Origin of the sequence: Pseudomonas sp. EA_5y_Pfl2_R50, assembly GCF_963970475.1 — a bacterium.
Classification (GTDB): domain Bacteria; phylum Pseudomonadota; class Gammaproteobacteria; order Pseudomonadales; family Pseudomonadaceae; genus Aquipseudomonas.
Map to the genome: position 1 here is coordinate 32463 of NZ_CAXAPT010000015.1, position 21864 is coordinate 54326.

Sequence of the window (21864 nt, forward strand, 5' to 3'; positions counted from 1 at the left end):
GATTCAGCGACCCGGCCTCGCCATGCCTGAAGAAAACTTCGGGAGAATCGCCATGCGTGCGGCTCAATTGAAAGCGGTATTGCCACGGGAGTTGCTTGCTTCAGTGGTTGTGTTTCTGGTCGCCCTGCCGTTGTGCATGGGTATTGCGATTGCCTCAGGGTTGCCGCCGGCCAAGGGTCTGATCACCGGGATCATCGGTGGTCTGGTGGTCGGCTGGCTGGCGGGCTCGCCATTGCAGGTCAGCGGGCCGGCGGCGGGGCTGGCGGTGCTGGTGTTCGAACTGGTGCGCCAGCACGGCATCGAAATGCTCGGGCCGATTCTGCTGCTCGCCGGTTTGTTGCAACTGATCGCCGGGCGCTTGAAGCTCGGTTGCTGGTTTCGGGTGACGGCGCCTGCGGTGGTCTACGGCATGCTGGCCGGGATTGGCGTGTTGATCGTGCTGTCGCAGGTGCATGTGATGCTCGATGCGTCACCGAAGCCCTCTGGCCTGGATAATCTCACGGCGTTCCCGGCTGCGGTGGCGCAGGCCTTGCCGTCGTTTGGCTGGCAGGCCGGCCTGCTCGGGCTCTCGACCATTGCGGTGATGTGGCTGTGGGAGAAGTTTCGTCCGCATTCGTTGCGCTTCGTACCCGGTGCGTTGCTTGGCGTAGGCCTGGCGACCGGCGCAAGTCTGCTGCTGGCGTTGCAAGTGAAACGTGTCGAAGTGCCGGCGAATCTCGCCGAAGCCATTGATTGGCTGAAGCCGGCGGATCTGCTCAGTCTGGCCGATCCGACGCTGCTGATCGCGGCGTTTGCCGTGGCATTCATCGCCAGCGCTGAAACGCTGTTGTCTGCCGCAGCGGTAGATCGCATGCACAGCGGCGTGCGTTCGGACTTCGACCGTGAACTCTCGGCGCAAGGTGTCGGCAACATGCTCTGCGGTCTGGTCGGCGCGCTGCCGATGACCGGGGTGATCGTGCGCAGTTCGGCCAACGTTCAGGCCGGGGCGACCACGCGTTATTCGACGATCCTCCATGGCCTGTGGCTGCTGGCGTTCGTGCTGTTGTTGTCGAGCGTGCTGCAAAGCATTCCGGTGGCGAGTCTGGCGGGGGTGCTGGTCTATACCGGTTTCAAACTGGTCGATCTGAAAGCCTTCCGTGGTCTGAGCCGTTATGGACGCATGCCGATGTTCACCTACGCGGCGACGGCGTTGGCGATCATCTTCACCGACCTGCTGACCGGTGTGCTGATCGGTTTCGGTCTGACCCTGTTGAAACTGGCGTTCAAGGCTTCTCGGTTGAAGATCAGCCTGATCGACTTGCCGCAGGACGGTGAGATGGAGTTACGTCTGGTGGGCGCGGCAACGTTCCTGAAAGTGCCGGCGCTGACCCAGGTGCTGAATACGATTCCGCAAGGCGCGACGGTGCATGTGCCGCTCAATAACCTGAGCTACATCGACCATTCGTGTCTGGAGTTGCTGGAGGAATGGGGCCGGGCGAATGCGGCGAAGGGGTCGAAGCTGTTGATCGAGTCGCGGGGGTTGAAGCGCAGGCTTGAGGGGCGGGTTCGGACTAACACGGGGATCGGCGCGGCCGGCTAAAAACGCCCTGTTGCGATAAACCTTGTGGGCGCGAGCCTGCTCGCGAAAGCGGTGTATCAGTCAACAGAGATGTTGAATGATCAAGCGCATTCGCGAGCAGGCTCGCTCCCACATTGGATCTATGGCGTATGAGGCTTACGCGGCAGGCTGATCGAGTTCCAGGCCCACACCCAGTCGACGGCCCATGCACGGCCAGCGTTTCCACGCGGCGCCGGTGTCCGGGCTGCTGAGTTTGTCGCGGTAGGCTTCTACCGATTCCAGCGCGAAACTCTCGTCGTTGAGCATCTCGTCGATGGCGTGATGCACCGCTTCGTCCAGTTGGTTGGCAAATTCCTCACCGATCAATTGGTGAGCAATCAGGTTGGCGACCGTCATGTCCAAGGGGATCAGTGGCTGGCAGAAATGCTTGATGTACAGGTCGTTGACCTCTTCGACAAAGCGGTGCGCCAGATAGGCTTCGTCGAGCAGGCTGTCCAGACCCACATGCCCGGCCATGATCGCCGGCGGCTGGAGGAAATACTGCTCGGCGATTTTCAGCACCGGTTTGATCTGCGATTCGATTCCCGCTTCCCTGGCGACTTCATTGGCTGCATCCAGCAGATCTGGCACTTCATCGATGTAGGCGGCGACAAAACGCGTCAGCGCGCCTTGGGCGTCGGCTTCCGGCAACTGGATCGCCGGGTGTAAATGCGGCAGCTTGCTTTCCAGCTGACGGGTCAGCAGGCCGGTGTCTTTTTCGTGTTGTTGGGCTTTTTGGATCTGCTCGCGCAATGCGGCGGTGTTCATGAAAACTCCAGGGAACAAGGCAATGAAATAGGGAGAACATAAGTTAGCTGGCTTACGAAAAATGCTAAGACGCATTTGTCATAATTATTTCATCCTTGATGCGCCTGCGTTATATCGATTGGCCACCACTCGTCTGCATCCTTCTCCATTCGTGCCCTTGAACGCAAGCTTCGGCTGTTTCAGATGATTTACGCGCGCACATTGCAATTCTCCGACGCTGTCTATACTCGCCATTGAATGGAGTTAGCTGATGACGCCCGACTGCACCCGCAGCAAGGCCCGGCGATTCAAGTTCGTAGTCTGATGCAGCCGCTCCCTTGCCGCAGGCGAAAGCCGGCGGGATAACAAGAACGATAAGGGGAACCCGCAATGATGCGACATCCACACGTCTGGATGGGCCTCCTGTTGTGGTCGATTTTCAGTCCGGCACACGCTGCCTGGACTGTGAATATGGCGCCTGGAGCGACTGAAATCAGTCACGCAGTATTCGACCTGCACATGACCATTTTCTGGATCTGTGTGGTGATCGGGGTCATCGTCTTCGGCGCCATGTTCTGGTCGATGATGGTGCACCGCCGTTCTACCGGGCAGGTCGCCGCAAAATTCCACGAAAGCACCGGCGTCGAAATCATGTGGACCGTCGTGCCGCTGCTGATTCTGGTGGCGATGGCCGTGCCGGCGACCGCCACCCTGATCAAGATGTACGACACCAGTGAGCCGGATATCGATATCCAGATCACCGGCTATCAGTGGAAGTGGCATTACAAATACCTGGGCCAGGACGTCGAGTTCTTCAGCAACCTGGCCACGCCAGCCGAGCAGATCCACAACAAGGAAGCCAAGGGCGAGCACTACCTGCTCGAGGTCGACAAGCCACTGGTGCTGCCGACCGGCGCCAAGGTGCGCTTCCTCGTGACCTCCGCCGACGTTATCCATTCCTGGTGGGTGCCGGCCTTCGCGGTCAAGCGCGATGCGATCCCGGGGTTCGTCAACGAAGCCTGGACGCGTGTCGACAAGCCTGGCCTCTACCGTGGCCAGTGCGCCGAACTCTGCGGCAAGGATCACGGCTTCATGCCGATCGTGGTCGAGGTCAAGGACAAGGCCGATTACGACAAGTGGCTCGCCGAGCGCAAAGCCGAGGCCGCGCAGCTTAAAGAGCTGACCAGCAAGGAATGGACCCTCGACGAGCTCAAGGAGCGCGGCGACAAGGTGTATCACACCACCTGTGTTGCCTGTCACCAGGCCGAAGGTCAGGGGCTGCCGCCCATGTTCCCGGCGCTCAAAGGCTCGAAAATCGCCACCGGCCCGATCAAGGATCACCTGAGCATCGTTTTCCACGGCAAGCCCGGCACCGCCATGGCGGCGTTCGGCAAGCAGCTCTCGGAAGTCGATATCGCGGCGGTCGTGACTTACGAACGTAACGCCTGGGGCAACAACAAGGGCGACATGGTCACGCCAAAAGAAGTGCTGGAGCTGAAACAGGCGGAAAGCCAATGAGCCGGTCTATTGCGTACTTCGTGAACCGGTCGGGGCATCGCGCCCCGGCCCGCCCCATCCACTCACGTAAAGGAGACCGGCCATGAGCGCTGTCATCGATGACCACGGTCACGCCGATCACGCCCACGGCCCCGCCAAAGGCCTGATGCGCTGGGTGCTGACCACCAACCACAAAGACATCGGCACGCTGTACCTGTGGTTTGCGTTCCTGATGTTCCTGCTTGGCGGCTCGTTCGCCATGGTGATCCGCGCCGAGCTGTTCCAGCCCGGTCTGCAGATCGTCGAGCCCGCGTTCTTCAACCAGATGACCACCATGCACGGCCTGGTGATGGTCTTCGGCGCGGTAATGCCGGCATTCGTCGGCCTCGCCAACTGGATGATCCCGTTGATGGTCGGCGCGCCGGACATGGCGCTGCCAAGGATGAACAACTTCAGTTTCTGGCTGCTGCCGGCGGCGTTCCTGCTGCTGGTGTCGACCCTGTTCACCCCCGGTGGCGGGCCGAATTTCGGCTGGACGTTCTACGCACCGTTGTCGACGACCTATGCGCCGGAAAGCGTGACCTTCTTCATCTTCGCCATCCACTTGATGGGCATCAGTTCGATCATGGGCGCGATCAACGTGGTCGCCACCATCCTCAACCTGCGCGCCCCCGGCATGACGCTGATGAAAATGCCGCTGTTCGTCTGGACCTGGCTGATCACTGCGTTTCTGCTGATCGCGGTGATGCCGGTGCTGGCCGGGTGCGTGACGATGATGCTGATGGACATTCACTTCGGCACCAGTTTCTTCAGTGCCGCCGGTGGCGGTGATCCGGTGCTGTTCCAGCATGTGTTCTGGTTCTTCGGGCACCCTGAGGTGTACATCATGATCCTGCCGGCGTTCGGTGCGGTCAGCCAGATCATCCCGACCTTCGCACGCAAGCCGCTGTTCGGCTACACCTCGATGGTCTACGCCACGGCGAGCATCGCGTTCCTGTCGTTCATCGTCTGGGCACACCACATGTTCGTGGTCGGCATTCCGTTGGTGGGCGAGTTGTTCTTCATGTACGCGACGATGCTCATCGCGGTGCCGACCGGGGTGAAAGTGTTCAACTGGGCCAGCACCATGTGGCAGGGCTCGATGACCTTCGAGACACCGATGCTGTTTGCCGTGGCGTTCGTCATCCTGTTCTCCATCGGTGGTTTCTCCGGGCTGATGCTGGCCATCGCCCCGGCAGACTTCCAGTACCAGGACACCTACTTCGTGGTCGCGCACTTCCACTATGTGCTGGTGCCGGGGGCGATCTTCGGGATCTTCGCCTCGGCCTATTACTGGCTGCCGAAGTGGACCGGGCACATGTACGACGAAACCCTCGGCAAGCTGCACTTCTGGCTGTCGTTCGTCGGCATGAACCTGACCTTCTTCCCGATGCACTTCGTGGGGCTGGCAGGGATGCCGCGACGGATTCCGGACTACAACCTGCAATTCGCCGATTTCAACATGGTTTCGTCGATAGGCGCGTTCATGTTCGGCGCCACGCAGATTTTCTTCCTGTTCATCGTGATCAAGACCATTCGCGGCGGCCCGCCAGCACCGGCCAAACCATGGGATGGCGCCGAAGGGCTGGAGTGGAGCGTGCCGTCACCGGCGCCGTATCACACCTTCACTACGCCACCGGAAGTGAAATGAGCAGAGATTTCCCTGTGGGAGCGAGCCTGCTCGCGAAGAACGATGACGCGGTTCATCTGATGCACCGAGTTATCTGCTTCGCGAGCAGGCTCGCTCCCACAAGGGATCTGATGAGAGGCATGAACCATGGCTGACTCGATCTCGACGAAAAAACTCGTCACCCGCCTGCTCGGCGTAGTGGTGGCGATGTTCGTTTTCGGTTTTGCCCTGGTGCCGATCTACGACGTGATGTGCAAGGCCTTCGGCATCAACGGCAAGACCGGTGGGCAGTACGACGGCGAGCAAGTGGTCGACACGTCACGCCAGGTGCGCGTGCAGTTTCTGTCGACCAACAACGTCGATATGCCGTGGGACTTCTATCCCAAGCACGACGAGCTGACGGCCAACCCCGGCGCGGTCAACGAGATGATCTTTATCGCGCGCAATCCCACCGACAAACCGATGAGCGCACAAGCCGTGCCAAGCATCGCGCCGAGCAGTGCGGCGGCGTATTTCCACAAGACCGAATGCTTTTGCTTTACCCAGCAGGTGCTGCAGCCCGGTCAGCAGATCGAAATGCCGGTGCGCTTCATTGTTGACCGCGACATGCCCAAGGATGTGAAGCACCTGACGCTGTCCTACACGCTGTTCGATATCACCGCCCGACATCCGCCGGTAGCTGTAAACACTGGCGGTTGAGCGTGCCCGATAAGGAGAACAATAAATGGCAACTCATGAGCATTATTACGTTCCGGCCCAGAGCAAATGGCCGATCATCGCCACCCTCGGGATGCTGGTCACCGTGTACGGCCTGGCCGTCTGGTTCAACGATCTGAAGGCAGCGCGCCCGGAGTCCCACGGCCCGCTGATCTTTTTCGTTGGAGGTCTGTTGGTGGCGTACATGCTGTTCGGCTGGTTCGGGGCGGTGATCAAGGAAAGCCGCGCGGGACTCTACAGTGCGCAGCTGGATCGCTCGTTCCGCTGGGGCATGAGCTGGTTCATCTTCTCCGAGGTGATGTTCTTCGTCGCCTTCTTCGGTGCGCTGTTTTACGTGCGGCACATCTCGGGTCCGGCTCTCGGCGGTGAAGGCCCGAAAGGCGTCGCGCACATGCTCTGGCCGAACTTTCAGTTCACCTGGCCGCTGCTGCACACGCCAGACCCGAAACTGTTCCCGCCGCCCAAGGACGTCATTAGCCCTTGGGGCCTGCCGCTGATCAACACGATCCTGCTGGTCAGCTCCAGCGTGACCATCACCATCGCCCACCATGCTCTGAAGAAAGGTCATCGCGGCGCGCTGAAAATCTGGCTGGCGATCACCGTGCTGCTGGGCTGTGCGTTCCTTGGCTTCCAGGCGGAGGAATACATCCACGCTTACAAGGAGCTGGGGCTGACCCTCGGCTCGGGCATCTACGGCGCGACGTTCTTCATGCTCACCGGGTTCCACGGCGCCCACGTGACCATCGGCACGATCATTCTGTTCGTGATGCTGATGCGCATCATGAAGGGCCACTTCGACAACGAGCACCAGTTCGGCTTTGAAGCGGCGAGCTGGTATTGGCACTTCGTCGATGTGGTGTGGATCGGCTTGTTCATCTTCGTCTATGTGCTCTAACAACCGCGGCAAGCCACGAGCTTCAAGCTCCAAGCTGGCAGCTACCACGTAACGTGGGACACCAGTTGGCCGCTGTAAAAGCCCCAGGCGATCAAGCCGACGGTGGCAGCGGCCAGGGCCACCCGAACACTCAAGGCGATGACCAGGCGATTGGAACTGCTGTCGTCCTTGACCAGGAAAAACAGGCCGCTGAACAGGGTGATCACCGTGGCAATCAGCATCACCACGATAGCTGCTTTGAGCATGGGAAGACTCCGGGGGACAGGCGATGCAGTTGAGTATAGCGATCACGACGACTGGCTTTGTGGCGCAGCCATGAAGCGCTTTCGTCCGGGCGTGATACCGACCGTGGTGGTGGCTATGCTGCTGCCGCTGCTGGTGTCGCTGGGCTTCTGGCAACTGGGCCGTGGCGCCGAGAAAACCGTCCTGCTCGCCAGTTACGCCGAACGCCGCGCGGCCCAACCGATGGCCAGCAGCGAGTTGCCGCTCAGCGCCGACCCGGCCTATCGCCGTGTACATTTGCACGGCCACTTCGATGCCGCGCACAGTCTGTTGCTGGATAACCGCCAGCGCAACGGCAAGGTCGGCGTCGAGCTTCTGCAACCGTTTCAGGATCAACGCACCGGCCTGTGGCTGCTGGTCAATCGCGGCTGGTTGCCGTGGCCGGATCGCCGCGTGCCGCCGCAATTCACCACGCCTGCTGATGCGCTGAATGTCGATGCCTGGGTCTACGTCGCCCCCGGCGCGACTTTCCAGTTACACGCCGATCCGGTCAGTAACCGCTGGCCGCAAACCGTCACCGCCGTCGAGCCGGCCAAACTGTGGCAAACCCTGGAGCGCGACGGCTTCGCTTACGAATTACGCGCCGAACCCGGCCCGGCCAGCTACGAGGCCGATTGGCCGGTAGTCGCCATGGGCCCGGAAAAACACCTCGGTTACGCCGTGCAGTGGTTCGCCATGGCCACCGCTCTGCTCGGCCTTTACGTCTATTTGGGCTTGCACAACGCAAAGGAGAAACACCATGGGAACGGCCATGAATCCACCCAGCATGTCTGAGGCGAAACCGGCCACCAGCCGCCGACGCGGACGCATTCAATTGCTGCTGATTGTGCTCGGCGTGGTCGGGCCGATGCTGCTCGCCACCGGCATGTACAAATTGCAGTTCTGGGTCCCGGAGGGCCGCAGCTATCACGGTGAACTGATCGGCAACGGCCAGACCCGCGCCGACCTTGGTGTGCAGGCCGATGAAGAGCGTTGGCAGATGCTGGTCACGGCGCCGAAGGATTGCGCGGTGGATTGCCAGCAACTGGTATATCTGGCGCGGCAGATCCAGATCGGTCTCGGTCGTGACGCCGGCCGCGCCAGCCATGCCCTCGCCGTGGCGCAACCGGTGAATGCTGATTACGAGGCCAAGCTCACTCGCGAATATCCACAACTGCAACGCTATCCACTGGATGCCGGGGTTTTCAGCAAGACCACCGGCGACAAAGCCACGCCGCAACTGTGGATCATCGACCCGCACGGCAACCTCGTGCTGCGCTACGACCCGAACGTGAAAGGCAAGGAACTGCTCAACGATCTGCGTCACCTGCTGAAACTGTCGAACATCGGATAAGGGCAACGTCATGGCCAAACCTGGATTTCGCCTCGCGCTGTTTGCCACTCTGCTGGCACTGATTGTGGTGCTGCTCGGCGCCTACACTCGCCTGACCCACGCCGGCCTCGGTTGTCCGGACTGGCCGGGGTGCTACGGCTTTATCAGCGTGCCGAAAAGCGAAGCCCAACTGGCCCATGCCGAACTGCATTACCCCGACTCACCGGTGGAGGCGCACAAAGGGTGGAACGAGATGATCCACCGCTACTTCGCCGGCACCCTCGGCCTGCTGATTTCGATTCTGGCCGGGCGGGCGTGGGTCAACCGCCGTCATCCGGGTCAGCCGTTGAAGCTGCCACTGTTTCTGCTGGCGGTGGTGCTGGCGCAAGCGGCGTTTGGCATGTGGACGGTGACGCTCAAGCTCTGGCCGCAGGTGGTCACCGGGCATTTGCTCGGCGGTTTCGCGACGTTGAGCCTGTTATTTCTGCTGACCTTGCGATTGTCCGGCGTGCTGCCGGCGCTCACCGTGCCCAAGCGTCTGCAGCATTGGGCGACGGCAGGACTGTTAGTGGTGATCGGCCAGATTGCGCTCGGTGGCTGGGTCAGCTCCAACTACGCGGCGGTGGCGTGTATCGACTTCCCGACCTGCCACGGGCAATGGCTGCCGCCGGCGGATTTCGCCAACGGTTTTCACCTGACTCAACACATCGGCCCGAATTATCTCGGCGGACAACTCGACAGCGATGCACGCACGGCGATTCACCTGACCCACCGCATCGGCGCGCTGCTGGTGACGTTGGTGCTGCTCGGTCTGGCGTGGCAATTGAAAGTGGTCGGCATGACGCGGCTGGCCGGTCTGGTGCTGATTGCCCTCGCGGCGCAGATCACCCTCGGCATCAGCAACGTGCTGTTCCATCTGCCGCTGCCGGTGGCGGTCGCGCATAACGCCGGCGGTGCGGCGCTGCTGCTGACCATGGTGCTGGTCAACTACCACGCGCGCACCAGTCTGGTCCGGGTCAAACAACCGGTGCTTGCGCGCTGGCGCCTGAGTCCGCGCAAGCACGCCGCCGCGCCCATCACAATAAAAGGAGAAACGCCGTGGCGATTCTGATTGGCGAACGTCCCGCTCAAGCGCTGTGGCGTGATTATCTGGAGCTGACCAAACCGAAAGTCGTGGTGCTGATGCTGATCACCTCGCTGGTCGGCATGTTCCTCGCGACCCGCGCCGGCGTGCCGTGGACGGTGCTGGTGTTTGGCAATCTGGGGATTGCCCTGTGTGCCGGCGGCGCGGCGGCGGTCAACCATGTGGTGGATCGGCGCATCGATGCGGTGATGGCGCGCACGCACAAACGGCCGCTGGCTGAAGGCCGGGTTTCACCGGCGGCGGCGCTGACCTTTGCGCTGGTGCTAGCGCTGCTTGGTCAGGCCTTGTTGCTGACGTTCACCAATCCGCTGACCGCTTGGCTGACCCTGGCTTCGCTGCTCGGTTATGCGGTGATCTACACCGGTTTCCTCAAACGCGCGACGCCGCAGAACATCGTCATCGGAGGCCTCGCCGGCGCCGCCCCGCCGCTGCTCGGCTGGACCGCTGCCACCGGCCATGTCAGCGCCGAACCGCTGTTACTGGTGCTGATCATCTTCGCCTGGACCCCGCCGCACTTCTGGGCGCTGGCGATTCATCGCAAAGAGGAATACGCCAAGGCCGACATCCCGATGCTGCCGGTCACTCACGGCGAGCACTACACCAAGGTGCACATTCTGCTGTACACCTTCGCGCTGCTGGCGGTGAGTCTGCTGCCCTACGTGATTCACATGAGCGGCATGCTCTACCTGATTTGCGCCCTCGTCCTCGGCGCAAGGTTTCTGCAATGGGCCGTGGTGCTGTACCGTGGCACTCGGCCGCACGCGGCGATCAACACCTTCAAGTACTCTATCTGGTACCTGTTCCTGTTGTTCATCGCCCTGCTCGTAGACCACTACTTACTGTTGAACCTATGACTCGAACCCAGAAAACCGTCTTCATTCTCGTCGCCGTGATCGCGCTGATCCTGGGACTTACCGTCAACAAAGTGCTGAGCGGCAAGGGCCAGGGCGACCCCACCGCACTGATTGACGCCGGCATCATCCTGCTGCCGCAAAGCCGCACCCTGCCGGATGTGACGATGACCGATCAGGACGGCAAACCGGTGGCGATCAACGATTTGAAAGGCAAGTGGAGCCTGCTGTTTTTCGGTTATACCTTCTGCCCGGACATCTGCCCAACCACGCTGGCGCAGCTGCGGCAGATCAAGAGCGAGCTGCCCAAAGACGCTGTGGACAAGTTGCAGATCGTGCTGGTCAGCGTTGACCCGAACCGCGATAACCCGAAGCAGTTGAAGCAATACCTGGGCTATTTCGATCCGCAGTTCATCGGCCTGACGCCGACCTCGATTGAGGAGCTGCAGAAGGTCGCGAATGCGGTGAGCATTCCGTTTATTCCGGCGGATACCAGCAAGCCGAATTACACCGTCGACCATAGCGGCAACCTCGCGGTGATCGGCCCGGACGGCACCCAGCGCGGGTTTATTCGGGCACCGTTGAACAACGCCAAACTGGTTGCGCAACTGCCGGTGATGCTTAGCCGCAAGTAATCTTTTAAACGCAAAAGCCCCTCTCCCAAAGGGAGAGGGGACTGATCGGGGAATATTGGCGAGCTACACCGAATTGAACGTCCGCATTGAATCCATAATCGCGAGGATCTTTCAGGTCGATGCATAACCCCAGACACACCGGTCGGCCCCCTCTCCCTCGGGAGAGGGCTGGGGTGAGGGGAAGCTTCACAGCAGCTCCAAAGCCAAACATCAAACACCAAAAAGGGGACGCACATGGCGTCCCCTTTTCGTTACAGCACCAGAATCAGAACGCCGGCAATACCGCGCCTTTGTACTTCTCGGTAATGAATTTCTTCACTTCCGGGCTGTGCAGGGCTGCAGCCAGTTTCTTCATCGCATCGCTGTCCTTGTTGTCCGGGCGCGACACAAGGATGTTCACGTATGGCGAGTCGTTGCCTTCGATCACCAACGCGTCCTTGGACGGATCAAGCTTGGCTTCCAGCGCATAGTTGGTGTTGATCAGCGCCAGGTCAACCTGGGTCAGCACGCGCGGGATGGTCGCGGCTTCCAGTTCACGGATCTTCAGGTCTTTGGGGTTCTGCGCGATGTCTTTGACGGTCGACAGGATGTTGGTCGGCTCCTTCAAGGTGATCACGCCCGCCTTGGCCAGCAACAACAGCGCACGACCGCCGTTGGTGGCGTCGTTCGGGATCACTACGTTGGCGCCGCTTGGCAGATCCTTCAGATCCTTGAGCTTGCTCGAGTAGGCGCCCAGCGGTTCCAGATGCACACCGGTCACGGCCACAAGGTCGGTGCCCTTGGCCTTGTTGAACTCATCGAGGTACGGCTGGTGCTGGAAGAAGTTGGCGTCCAGGCGCTTTTCGGCGACCTGTACGTTCGGCTGAATGTAGTCGGTGAAGACCTTGACCTTCAGATCCACACCTTCTTTGGCCAGCGCCGGCTTCACGAACTCGAGGATTTCTGCGTGCGGCACTGGAGTGGCGGCAACGGTCAGGGTTTCGGCGTGGGCCGAGAATGCCGCAACGGCAGCGAAAGCAGCGATCAGTTTTTTCATTCAGCTAACTCCTTATGAGGCGCCCGTCTGGCGCCTGCCAGCGAATGGCCGGCTCATCTGTTCATTACAAAACTGCTTATTATTTGCGCGAGAAATGCACGACCAGACGGTCGCCCACCATCTGCAGCACTTGCACCAGAATCAGCAGCAACACCACGGTGACGATCATCACGTCCGTCTGGAAACGCTGGTAGCCGAAACGAATGGCCAGGTCACCCAGACCACCGGCGCCAACCACACCCGCCATCGCCGTGTAGGACACCAGTGTAATCGCCGTCACCGTAATCGCCGCGAAGATGCCCGGACGGGCCTCCGGCAGCAAGGCATTCATGATGATCTGCCGTGTAGTCGCGCCCATCGACTGGGTCGCTTCGATGATGCCGCGATCAACTTCACGCAGCGCGGTTTCCACCAGACGCGCGAAGAACGGGGTCGCACCGACCACCAGTGGCGGAATCGCACCGGCCACGCCCAGCGACGTGCCAGTGATCATCACGGTAAACGGGATCATCACGATCAACAGAATAATGAACGGCAGCGAGCGCAGGATGTTCACTGCCAGCGACATGAACGCGTAGAGGCCACGGTTTTCCAGCAACTGACGCGGGCTGCAGAGGAACAGCAACACGCCCAGCGGCAGGCCCAGCAGCACGGTGAACAGCAGCGAACCGCCGAGCATCAGCATCGTGTCGCCGGTGGCCAGCCAGATTTCGTACCAGTCGATATTGGTGAAGAAACTGATCAGGTCTTCCATTAGCGCAATACCTCCATGTGAACGTCAGCGGCGGTGAAGCGGGCGAACGCCGCTTCCATGTCGCCACCGGTGACGGCGAGGGTCAATTGCCCATAAGGAATGTCTTTGATGCGGTCGATGCGACCGGCGAGGATGCTGTAGTCGACCCCGGTTTCCCGGGCGACAGTACCGAGCAACGGCGCGTAGGTCGCCTCGCCCTGGAAGGTCAGACGCACGATGCGCCCCGGCACGTGAGCGAAGTCATCGCGCTGTTCACTTTCGTCGATCTGCTCGCTTTCCTGGACAAAGCGCTTGGTGGTCGGGTGCTTTGGATGCAGGAACACATCGGCCACCGAACCTTGCTCGACGATCACACCGGCGTCCATCACTGCCACTTGATCGCAAACGCGACGAATCACATCCATCTCGTGGGTAATCAGGACGATGGTCAGTTTCAGTTCGCGGTTGATCTCGGCCAGCAGTTGCAGGACCGACGCGGTGGTCTGCGGGTCCAGGGCACTGGTGGCTTCGTCGCACAGCAGAATCTTCGGCTTGGTCGCCAGGGCGCGGGCGATGCCGACGCGCTGCTTCTGGCCACCGGACAATTGCGCCGGATATTTCTTGGCGTGGTCGGACAAGCCGACCCGCGCCAGCAACTCGGCAACACGTTTGTCGATCTCGCTGCCCGACAGTTCGCCGGCCAGGGTCAGCGGCAACGCAACGTTGTCGGCCACCGTCTTGGAGGCGAGCAGGTTGAAGTGCTGGAAGATCATTCCGACTTGTTGACGGAAACGGCGCAGGCCGTTGGCGTTCAGCGCGGTGACTTCTTCGCCGTCGACGATGATCTTGCCGCCACTGGAGTCTTCCAGGCGATTGATCAGGCGCAGCAGCGTACTTTTGCCCGCGCCGGAATGGCCGATCAGGCCGAACACCTGCCCGTTCTCGATGGAGAGACTGGTCGGGTGCAGCGCGGGAATGTCCTTACCGGCGACGCGGTAAGTCTTGTGGACGTTTTGAAACTCGATCACGTAGCGAACCTTGTGGGGCGCGTTAGAAAGGGATCAGCGGTTAGCCGGGCGCGCATTTTAGCCTGTCCGTATAGAGGTTCTTAGCATTTATTTCGCAATCAACCTTCGATTTGGCAATAACAAGATCAAAGGTCATAAAAAAGGAACGCTCCAAGCACCTCATCAGTCACTAGGTAAGCGACTTGAAAACCCTGGGTGCCGTGCCTGGGAACCACTCAAGAGTCCCCGGCCAGCATCGGGGTCAACCGAGGAGTTTACGACTGATGAGCAAGAAGCCTACGTCCGACAAAAGCCAGATGGCCGGAACCGATACTCCGGATCGCGCCAATACCAACGCCAAACTCGACAGCCTGGAGAAGTTTCGCTCCGACGCCACCGGCCAGGCGCTGCGTACCAACCAAGGTGTGAAGATCGCCGACAACCAGAACACCCTCAAGGCCGGACCGCGCGGGCCGTCGCTGCTTGAAGACTTCATCATGCGGGAAAAGATCACGCATTTTGACCATGAGCGGATTCCGGAACGTATTGTCCATGCCCGGGGCACTGGGGCGCATGGTTTCTTTCAGGCTTACGAGAACCATTCGACCCTGACCAAGGCCGGCTTCCTACAAGATCCGGCGAAAAAAACCCCTGTATTCGTGCGCTTTTCCACGGTGCAAGGGCCGCGTGGCTCCGGCGATACCGTGCGCGACGTGCGCGGCTTCGCGGTGAAGTTCTTCACCGACGAAGGCAACTTCGACCTGGTCGGCAACAACATGCCGGTGTTTTTCATTCAGGACGCGATCAAGTTTCCCGACTTCGTTCACGCGGTAAAACCCGAGCCACACAATGAAATCCCCACTGGCGGTTCGGCGCACGATACCTTCTGGGACTTCGTCTCACTGGTGCCGGAATCCGCGCACATGGTCATCTGGGCGATGTCTGACCGGGCGATCCCGAAAAGCCTGCGCAGCATGCAGGGCTTCGGTGTACACACCTTCCGGCTGATCAACGCCGAGGGCAAATCGCGCTTCGTCAAATTCCACTGGCGTCCTACCGCTGGCACTTGCTCACTGGTGTGGGACGAGGCGCAGAAGCTCGCCGGTAAAGACACCGACTACCACCGCCGCGACCTCTGGGAAGCCATCGAGATGGGCGATTACCCGGAATGGGAACTGGGCGTGCAGGTCATCGAAGAAGAAAACGAGCACGACTTCGATTTCGATATTCTCGACCCGACCAAGCTCATTCCTGAAGAAATCGTGCCGATCACGCCACTGGGCAAAATGACCCTGAATCGCAACCCGGACAACTTCTTCGCCGAGACCGAGCAGGTCGCGTTTTGCCCAGGCCATATCGTGCCGGGTATCGACTTCTCCAACGATCCACTGCTGCAAGGCCGGCTGTTTTCCTACACCGATACGCAAATCAGCCGGCTCGGCGGGCCGAATTTTCATGAGTTGCCAATCAACCGCCCGGTGGCGCCGTTCCATAACGGCCAGCGCGATGCCCAGCACCGCACCGTGATCGACAAGGGGCGTGCCTCCTACGAGCCGAATTCGATTGACGGTGGCTGGCCGAAAGAAACGCCGCCGGCTGCGCAGGATGGCGGTTTCGAGAGCTATGCAGAGCGCATTGACGCCAACAAGATTCGCCAGCGCAGCGAGTCGTTCAGCGATCACTTTTCTCAGGCGACCTTGTTCTTCAACAGCATGAGCGACCACGAGAAAGAGCACATCATTTCGGCCTACAGCTTTGAATTGGGCAAGGTTGAGCGCGAGCACATTCGTGCGCGTGAGGTGAACGAGATTCTCGCCAACATCGACCTGGAACTGGCCAAACGTGTCGCGGCCAACCTGGGACTGCCGGCGCCGAGCAAAGGCACGGTGGATGTGCGCAAGGTGTCGTTCGATCACTCACCGTCGCTGAGTCAGGCGAATTTGCTGCCAGAGAACATCAAAACCCGAAAAGTGGCGATTCTTGCTGCGAACGGTGTTGATGGTGCAGCGATTGATGCGATGAAGAAGGCATTGTCGGCTGAGGGGGCCCACGCCAAGCTGCTCGGCCCGACTTCGGCGCCAGTGAAAACGGCGGACGGCAAATCCCTGGCGGTGGATGCTTCTATGGAGGGCATGCCATCAGTGATCTTCGATGCGGTGTTCGTGCCGGGTGGCGCGGCGTCAATCAAGGCCTTGAGCGGCGACGGCGTGGCGTTGCATTACCTGCTGGAAGCGTACAAGCATTTGAAGGCAATCGCGCTGCACGGTGATGCCAAACAGCTGCAGGATCTGCTGAAACTGGAAGCGGATGCGGGGTTGCTGCAAGGCAAGGATGTGCCGGCGTTGACCAAGCCGTTTTTTGCTGCAATCGGGCAGCATCGGGTTTGGGAACGCGAGCCTAAGGCCAAGGCCATTCCAGCTTAAGATCTTTATTGGCTGAAAGGACGCTTTCGCGAGCAGGCTCGCTCCCACATTGGTTCTGTGTCGTACACGAATCCAATGTGGGAGCGGGCTTGCTCGCGAAGCTTTTAGGGTTTACGCGGACTCAAGACCATCTGCGCCGGCACGGTGCGCACGATCTGCTTTTCAATGTGCAGATCAAAATCCGGGTTCAACTTCTTCACCCGCTTGGTCAGCAATGTCGCCAACCATGGATAGTCATTCGTCCGTGGCGCCTGAATGGTCACCGCACACTCATAATTGACCACATCGGCGGCGATCGCATCCAGTTGCCGACGAAGTTTGTGGCTATCGGTGATGTTCAGCGCAACCGTGGTGCTTTCGGCGGTCGGATCGATCACCTTGGCTTTGGGCTTGGCTTCGGCGGCCAACAACGCCGCTTCAGCTTTTTCCAGCTCAGCCTTGCGCGCTTCGGTAATTGCGCCGTTGACACCACCGGTCAGCGCCGGGGCTTTGGGCATCAACGCGCGGGCACGGCTCAACGCTGTGGCGGCCGCATTCACATCCCCCTTCTGCAGCACAATCTGGCTGCGACGCAGATACGCTTCGGCAAGCTGCCGCTGGTATTGCTCAAGGGACTGATCGTTTGGTGTGTCTTTCTGCAAAGCGGCCAACTGGTCTTCGGCAGTGGCCAGTTCACTGCTGGCCAGGCTTTGCTCCAGCTGTGCGATGGCCGTAGCCCGCGCATCGGGGACTTCAGCCACCGGCGGCGTGCTTTGGCAGGCGCCCAGCAGCACTGAAAATGCGACAAGGAGCAGATAACGGGAGGCGAACGGCTTCATTCCTGCGACTCTCTATTTGCGCAAAAAGCGGCCAAGTCTACACCCCACGACGGGGCAGAACAAAACTCAACAGAAACAGTGCGGCCGCCGTCACAACGATTGACGGCCCGGCGGGGGTGTCCTTGAACCACGACAGCGCCAGCCCGCCACACACGGCGAGCATGCCCAGCAGGCTCGCACCCAGCGCCATCTGCTCCGGCGAGCGGGCGTGACGCTGTGCCGCAGCCGCCGGGATGATCAACAGCGACGTGATCAGCAACACACCGACGATTTTCATCGCCACCGCGATCACCACCGCAATCAACAGCATCAGCGCCATGCGCAGACCGGCAACCGGCAGGCCTTCAACCCTGGCCAGCTCTTCGTGCACGGTAATCGCCAGCAATGGCCGCCACAATGTCACCAGCAACACCATCACCGCTGCACTGCCGCCGAGTATCCACGAAAGATCAGTCGGGCTGATCGCCAGCAGGTCGCCGAACAGATAGGCCATCAGGTCTATCCGCACTTCATGCATGAAGCTTAGTACCACCAGACCAAGAGAGAGGGTACTCGGTGCGAGAATTCCCAAAAGCGTGTCGGACGCCAGCGGTTGACGCTGTTGCAGCGTGACCAGCAGCACCGCCAGCAGCAGGCAACCGACCGTGACAGCGACGGTCGGGCTGACATCCAGCAGAAAGCCCAGCGCCACGCCGAGCAAGGCGGCGTGAGACAGGGTGTCGCCGAAATAGGCCATGCGCCGCCAGACCACGAAAGAGCCCAATGGCCCTGCAACAATCGCCAGCGCCAGACCTGCAAGCAGGGCATACAACAGAAAATCAGCCATGCTTGCAGTTGTCTCCGTGAACGTGGGGTTGGCCAATAACCGGCCCTTTGACCACCGAACCGTGCAGGTCGTGGGCGTGATCGTGATGGTGGTGATAGACAGCGAGGCTTTGCGCGTTCTTGCCGAACAACTCGACGAATGCAGGGTCGCCGCTGACCTGCTCGGGATGCCCGGAGCAGCAGACGTGACGGTTCAGGCAGACCACCTGATCGGTGGTGCTCATCACCAGATGCAGATCGTGGGACACCATCAGCACGCCGCAACCGTGGCGGTCGCGCAGGCGGGTGATCAGGCTGTACAGCTCGGCCTGCCCGGCGACATCGACGCCTTGCACCGGCTCATCCAGCACCAACAATTCCGGCTCGCGCAGCAATGCCCGCGCCAGCAGCACACGTTGCATTTCACCGCCGGAAACGCTTTGCACCGGGCTGTCGATAACGTGTTCGGCGCCGACCTCTTTCAACGCCGCCAACACACGCGGACGATCAACGCCCGGCACCAGCCTTAGAAAGCGCAGCACCGACAGCGGCAAGGTCGGATCGACGTGAAGTTTTTGCGGCATGTAACCGACACGCAGCTTCGGCTTGCGCCAGACGCTGCCGCTGTCGGGTTTCAACAGCCCGAGCACGGCGCGCACCAGCGTGGTCTTGCCGGCGCCGTTGGGGCCGATCAGGGTGACGATCTGCCCCGGCTCGACGCTCAGCTCGATGTTGTCCAGCACAGCCTGCCCGGCAAACGTGACGGCGACCTGCTCCAGACGGATCAGCGCGTTGCTCATCAAGCCCCCTGACAACCGGAGCACAGGCCGACGACTTCGACGGTCTGTGCCTCGACGATGAAGCCAACGTCTTTGGCGCTGTTGATGATCGCGTCGCTGATCACTTTTTGCTCAAGCTCGATGGCAGCGTGGCAATCGCGGCAGATCAGGAACTGGCCCTGATGCGCGTGTTCCGGGTGTACGCAGCCGACGAAGGCGTTGAGCGAGGAGATGCGGTGCACCAGGCCGTTTTCCAGAAGGAAATCCAGCGCGCGGTAGACGGTCGGTGGCGCGGCGCGGCGGCCGTCCTGCTCGCTCAGCACGGCGAGAATGTCGTAGGCACCCAGCGGCTTGTGGCTCTGCCATACCAATTCCAGCACCCGGCGGCGCAACGCGGTCAGGCGCAAGCCTTTCTGGGCGCACAGGGTATCGGCCTCGGACAAAGCGCTGTGCACGCAATGTGAGTGGTCGTGGGGACGGCTGGCAATCGGTGTAATAGGCATGGGCGGCGACGAGTTTTGATAGAGACGTTATTATGTTACCCGTTCTCGCCTCCTTGAGTGGTCATCGTGTCCCGACTTTTTTCTGTTTTTGTGGCGTTTGTCGCCAGTTTTCTGCTGATCGGTTCGGCTCAGGCCGAGGTCAAAGTCCTCACCAGCATCAAACCTTTGCAGCTGATTGCAGCGGCGGTGCAGGACGGCGTGGCGACTCCTGAGGTGCTGCTGCCGCCGGGCGCCTCACCGCACAATTACGCCCTGCGCCCATCCGACGTAAGGAAGGTGCAATCGGTGGATCTGCTCTACTGGATCGGCCCGGACATGGAAGGTTTCCTGCCGCGCGTGCTGAACGGTCGTAAGCTGCCGAGCGTCGCCGTGCAAGATCTGCCGGGGATGAAACTGCGTCGCTTTGCTGAAGATAGCCATTCCCACGCCGAGGACGCCGACGAGCATGATCACGATCATCGTCCGGGCACCCTGGATGCGCACTTGTGGCTTTCGCCGGTCAATGCGCGGGTGATCGCTGACAAGATGGCCGCTGATCTCAGCGCTGCCGATCCAGCGAATGCCGAGCGCTATCAGAGCAATGCCAAGGCATTTGACGAGCGGCTGGATGCGCTGGATCTGCGTTTGAAGAAGCGCCTGGCCAGTGTTGAAGGCAAACCCTACTTCGTCTTTCACGAAGCATTCGATTACTTCGAGGCTGCTTATGGCCTGAAGCACACCGGTGTGTTCAGCGTGGCCACCGAAGTGCAGCCCGGGGCGCAGCATGTCGCGGCGATGCGCAAGCGCTTGCAGGAAGTCGGCAAGACTTGTGTGTTCAGTGAGCCGCCGTTGCGTCCGCGTTTGGCGCAGACGCTGGTGGCGGGTCTGCCAGTGAAACTGGCGGAGCTGGATGCGTTGGGCGGATACACCAAGGCGACGGCTCAGGGTTATGAGCAGTTGCTGGAGAAGTTGGGTAATGATTTAGCCGCGTGCCTGGAATCGCTGTAACCCCCGACATTGGTGTTGCCCCCATTCGCGAGCAAGCCCGCTCCCACAGGATCACCGAAACCCTGTGGGAGCGAGCCTGCTCGTGAAGCTTTTAGAGGGCGAACGGTAGTGGTGTATTGACCTGCTGCCGCTGCGCCAGACGCTGCTCGAACTCTTTTGGATCGTGAATCAACACATCCTGCCCCGCGAACTGCTCCGCCGCGATCAAGCGCGACAGCCAAAACCGCACACACGCCACACGCAGCATCGTCGGCCACAACTCAGCCTCCGCCGCCGTGAACGGGCGCAACGCCGCATAAGCGCCAAGCAATGCCCGGGCACGCGGGCCATCAATCAAGCCGTCCTCGTCCGAGCACCAGTCGTTCAAGGCAATCGCCACGTCGTACAGCATCGGCCCCGAGCAGGCGTTGTAGAAATCGATCAACCCGGTCAGGTGCGTGCCTTCGAACATCGCGTTATCGCGGAACAGGTCGGCATGAATATTCGCCCGAGGCAGCGCGAGGATCTTGTCTTTGCGCTCGGTAATTTCGTCCAGCGCCTTTTGCAGCAAGGCACGCGGCGCATCGCTCAGGTGCGAGATAAAATCGCTGCCCTCCTCCAGCATCCAGTCCAGGCCACGATCGGTCTTGCGCTTGATCATGCGCTCGCCCTGGGTCGCCAGGTGCAGATGCGCCTGCAATTCGCCGACCTGCGCGCAATGCTGGGCATTGGCAGCCTTGATGTGCTTGCCGGACAGGCGCGGTTGCAGCAGTGCCGGCTTGCCTTTCAGCTCACGCAACGCCACGCCGTCGGTGGTGCGCAGTGCATACGGCACCGGCAGGTCGGCTTCGTGGAGCACGTCGAGCAGGTCGATGAAAAACGGCATTTCCTGCACCGGGCCGCGCTCGACCAGGGTCAGGACGAACTCGCCCTGCTCCAGGCTGATGAAGAAATTGGTGTTTTCGCTGCCGGCGGCGATCCCCTGGAAATCAAGCAGACGGCCGAGCCCGTAAGGGGCGAGAAAGGTTTCCAGCTCGGGCCGAGCCAGGGGAGTGAACACAGACATGTTTTAACTGCCAGTACGGGCGCCGCCCATTGCGGCGCCAGGTGAATTAAAAATCTACTTCCATTCGAAAATTTTCCACGCCGGAATCAGCATATCCGGCTCATCCGAGCGGATGAAATTTGCATCCGTCCCGTCTGCACGCACCAGAAAGTAAGGTGGTGCACCCTTCGGCGTGACTTTGATCGCGTACAGGAACCCGTTTTGACGGTACTCCTGAATCGTCTTGTCGCCCTCCGTGCGAATGGTGACTTCAGGATCTCCCGACGGCGCATCATCCGCCGCTATCGCGGCCAAAGGTGAGGCAGCAATCAGACCGACCAGCAGCAAGCGATTTAACGTGCGCATGATAACCTTGTCCCTTTGTCGTCAACGGTCCCGCTATT

Annotated in this window: 23 protein-coding genes; 12 read left to right on the plus strand and 11 right to left on the minus strand. The window is 60.5% G+C overall.

Annotation, left to right across the window (positions count from 1 at the left end; genetic code table 11):
* Positions 1-52: 52 nt before the first annotated feature.
* Positions 53-1579, plus strand: a complete 1527-nt coding sequence (locus tag AACY19_RS22825; RefSeq protein WP_339453868.1) for a SulP family inorganic anion transporter — start codon at positions 53-55, stop codon at positions 1577-1579.
* A 135-nt stretch (positions 1580-1714) separates the two neighbouring features.
* Here AACY19_RS22825 and AACY19_RS22830 read toward each other — a convergent pair whose 3' ends face one another.
* Complete coding sequence (locus tag AACY19_RS22830) at positions 1715-2365, minus strand: hypothetical protein (RefSeq protein WP_339453869.1); 651 nt, start codon at positions 2363-2365, stop codon at positions 1715-1717.
* A 369-nt stretch (positions 2366-2734) separates the two neighbouring features.
* Between AACY19_RS22830 and coxB the strand changes: the two genes are divergently transcribed.
* The 4 genes from coxB to AACY19_RS22850 all read left to right on the plus strand — a co-directional run bounded on the left by coxB (position 2735) and on the right by AACY19_RS22850 (position 7122).
* The gene (gene coxB, locus AACY19_RS22835; RefSeq protein ID WP_339453870.1) at positions 2735-3862 is read left to right on the plus strand and encodes a cytochrome c oxidase subunit II; all 1128 of its coding nucleotides are present in this window, start codon (positions 2735-2737) and stop codon (positions 3860-3862) included.
* An 82-nt stretch (positions 3863-3944) separates the two neighbouring features.
* On the plus strand, positions 3945-5531 hold the full coding sequence (gene ctaD, locus AACY19_RS22840) for a cytochrome c oxidase subunit I (RefSeq protein WP_339453871.1): 1587 nt from the start codon (positions 3945-3947) through the stop codon (positions 5529-5531).
* Between the two features lie 126 nt (positions 5532-5657).
* A complete protein-coding gene (locus tag AACY19_RS22845) occupies positions 5658-6209 on the plus strand; it encodes a cytochrome c oxidase assembly protein (protein ID WP_339453872.1) in 552 nt (183 codons plus the stop codon).
* 25 nt (positions 6210-6234) lie between these two features.
* The gene (locus tag AACY19_RS22850) at positions 6235-7122 is read left to right on the plus strand and encodes a cytochrome c oxidase subunit 3 (RefSeq protein WP_339453873.1); all 888 of its coding nucleotides are present in this window, start codon (positions 6235-6237) and stop codon (positions 7120-7122) included.
* Between the two features lie 41 nt (positions 7123-7163).
* Here the strand turns inward: AACY19_RS22850 and AACY19_RS22855 are convergent, their stop codons facing one another.
* Entirely contained in the window at positions 7164-7367 is a 204-nt protein-coding gene (locus AACY19_RS22855) for a twin transmembrane helix small protein (protein ID WP_339453874.1), read from the minus strand.
* Positions 7368-7437: 70 nt separating this feature from the next.
* Between AACY19_RS22855 and AACY19_RS22860 the strand changes: the two genes are divergently transcribed.
* Genes AACY19_RS22860 through AACY19_RS22880 form a run of 5 tightly spaced genes read left to right on the plus strand, consistent with a single transcriptional unit; the run spans position 7438 to position 11346 of the window.
* Complete coding sequence (locus tag AACY19_RS22860) at positions 7438-8178, plus strand: SURF1 family protein (RefSeq protein WP_339453875.1); 741 nt, start codon at positions 7438-7440, stop codon at positions 8176-8178.
* A complete protein-coding gene (locus AACY19_RS22865; RefSeq protein WP_339453876.1) occupies positions 8144-8737 on the plus strand; it encodes a hypothetical protein in 594 nt (197 codons plus the stop codon). The genes AACY19_RS22860 and AACY19_RS22865 overlap by 35 nt, the downstream gene beginning before the upstream one ends.
* Before the next feature lie 10 nt (positions 8738-8747).
* Positions 8748-9827, plus strand: a complete 1080-nt coding sequence (locus tag AACY19_RS22870) for a COX15/CtaA family protein (RefSeq protein ID WP_339453877.1) — start codon at positions 8748-8750, stop codon at positions 9825-9827.
* Positions 9815-10714 carry a heme o synthase gene (gene cyoE, locus AACY19_RS22875; RefSeq protein WP_339453878.1) on the plus strand — a complete coding sequence of 300 codons (900 nt, stop codon included), beginning with the start codon at positions 9815-9817 and terminating at the stop codon, positions 10712-10714. Before AACY19_RS22870 ends, cyoE begins: the two co-directional genes overlap by 13 nt.
* Positions 10711-11346: an SCO family protein gene (locus tag AACY19_RS22880; protein WP_339453879.1), complete on the plus strand. Its 636-nt coding sequence runs from the start codon at positions 10711-10713 to the stop codon at positions 11344-11346. The genes cyoE and AACY19_RS22880 overlap by 4 nt, the downstream gene beginning before the upstream one ends.
* Before the next feature lie 265 nt (positions 11347-11611).
* Here AACY19_RS22880 and AACY19_RS22885 read toward each other — a convergent pair whose 3' ends face one another.
* From AACY19_RS22885 to AACY19_RS22895, 3 genes are all read right to left on the minus strand, one after another.
* Positions 11612-12382: a MetQ/NlpA family ABC transporter substrate-binding protein gene (locus tag AACY19_RS22885; RefSeq protein ID WP_339453880.1), complete on the minus strand. Its 771-nt coding sequence runs from the start codon at positions 12380-12382 to the stop codon at positions 11612-11614.
* A 79-nt stretch (positions 12383-12461) separates the two neighbouring features.
* A complete protein-coding gene (locus AACY19_RS22890; protein WP_339453881.1) occupies positions 12462-13136 on the minus strand; it encodes a methionine ABC transporter permease in 675 nt (224 codons plus the stop codon).
* A complete protein-coding gene (locus tag AACY19_RS22895) occupies positions 13136-14143 on the minus strand; it encodes a methionine ABC transporter ATP-binding protein (RefSeq protein ID WP_339453882.1) in 1008 nt (335 codons plus the stop codon). The genes AACY19_RS22890 and AACY19_RS22895 overlap by 1 nt, the downstream gene beginning before the upstream one ends.
* 260 nt (positions 14144-14403) lie before the next feature.
* Between AACY19_RS22895 and katE the strand changes: the two genes are divergently transcribed.
* Complete coding sequence (gene katE / locus AACY19_RS22900; RefSeq protein ID WP_339453959.1) at positions 14404-16545, plus strand: catalase HPII; 2142 nt, start codon at positions 14404-14406, stop codon at positions 16543-16545.
* Positions 16546-16649: 104 nt separating this feature from the next.
* Here the strand turns inward: katE and AACY19_RS22905 are convergent, their stop codons facing one another.
* Genes AACY19_RS22905 through AACY19_RS22920 form a run of 4 tightly spaced genes read right to left on the minus strand, consistent with a single transcriptional unit; the run spans position 16650 to position 19449 of the window.
* Positions 16650-17363 (minus strand): PA5502 family lipoprotein, encoded by a 714-nt coding sequence (locus tag AACY19_RS22905; protein ID WP_339453883.1) that lies wholly within the window; start codon positions 17361-17363, stop codon positions 16650-16652.
* A gap of 37 nt (positions 17364-17400) precedes the next feature.
* Positions 17401-18189, minus strand: coding sequence for a zinc ABC transporter permease subunit ZnuB (gene znuB / locus AACY19_RS22910; RefSeq protein WP_339453884.1), 789 nt, complete (start codon positions 18187-18189; stop codon positions 17401-17403).
* Entirely contained in the window at positions 18182-18967 is a 786-nt protein-coding gene (gene znuC / locus AACY19_RS22915; RefSeq protein WP_339453885.1) for a zinc ABC transporter ATP-binding protein ZnuC, read from the minus strand. Before znuC ends, znuB begins: the two co-directional genes overlap by 8 nt.
* Positions 18967-19449 carry a Fur family transcriptional regulator gene (locus AACY19_RS22920; protein WP_007911760.1) on the minus strand — a complete coding sequence of 161 codons (483 nt, stop codon included), beginning with the start codon at positions 19447-19449 and terminating at the stop codon, positions 18967-18969. Before AACY19_RS22920 ends, znuC begins: the two co-directional genes overlap by 1 nt.
* A 66-nt stretch (positions 19450-19515) precedes the next feature.
* On the opposite strand from AACY19_RS22920, the gene znuA reads away from it, so the two are divergent.
* Positions 19516-20436, plus strand: coding sequence for a zinc ABC transporter substrate-binding protein ZnuA (gene znuA, locus AACY19_RS22925; RefSeq protein WP_339453886.1), 921 nt, complete (start codon positions 19516-19518; stop codon positions 20434-20436).
* A gap of 91 nt (positions 20437-20527) precedes the next feature.
* On the opposite strand, the gene AACY19_RS22930 is transcribed toward znuA, so the two are convergent.
* Positions 20528-21481 carry a homoserine kinase gene (locus AACY19_RS22930; RefSeq protein WP_339453887.1) on the minus strand — a complete coding sequence of 318 codons (954 nt, stop codon included), beginning with the start codon at positions 21479-21481 and terminating at the stop codon, positions 20528-20530.
* A 54-nt stretch (positions 21482-21535) separates the two neighbouring features.
* Positions 21536-21826 (minus strand): DUF2782 domain-containing protein, encoded by a 291-nt coding sequence (locus AACY19_RS22935; protein ID WP_339453888.1) that lies wholly within the window; start codon positions 21824-21826, stop codon positions 21536-21538.
* Between the last annotated feature and the right edge of the window lie 38 nt (positions 21827-21864).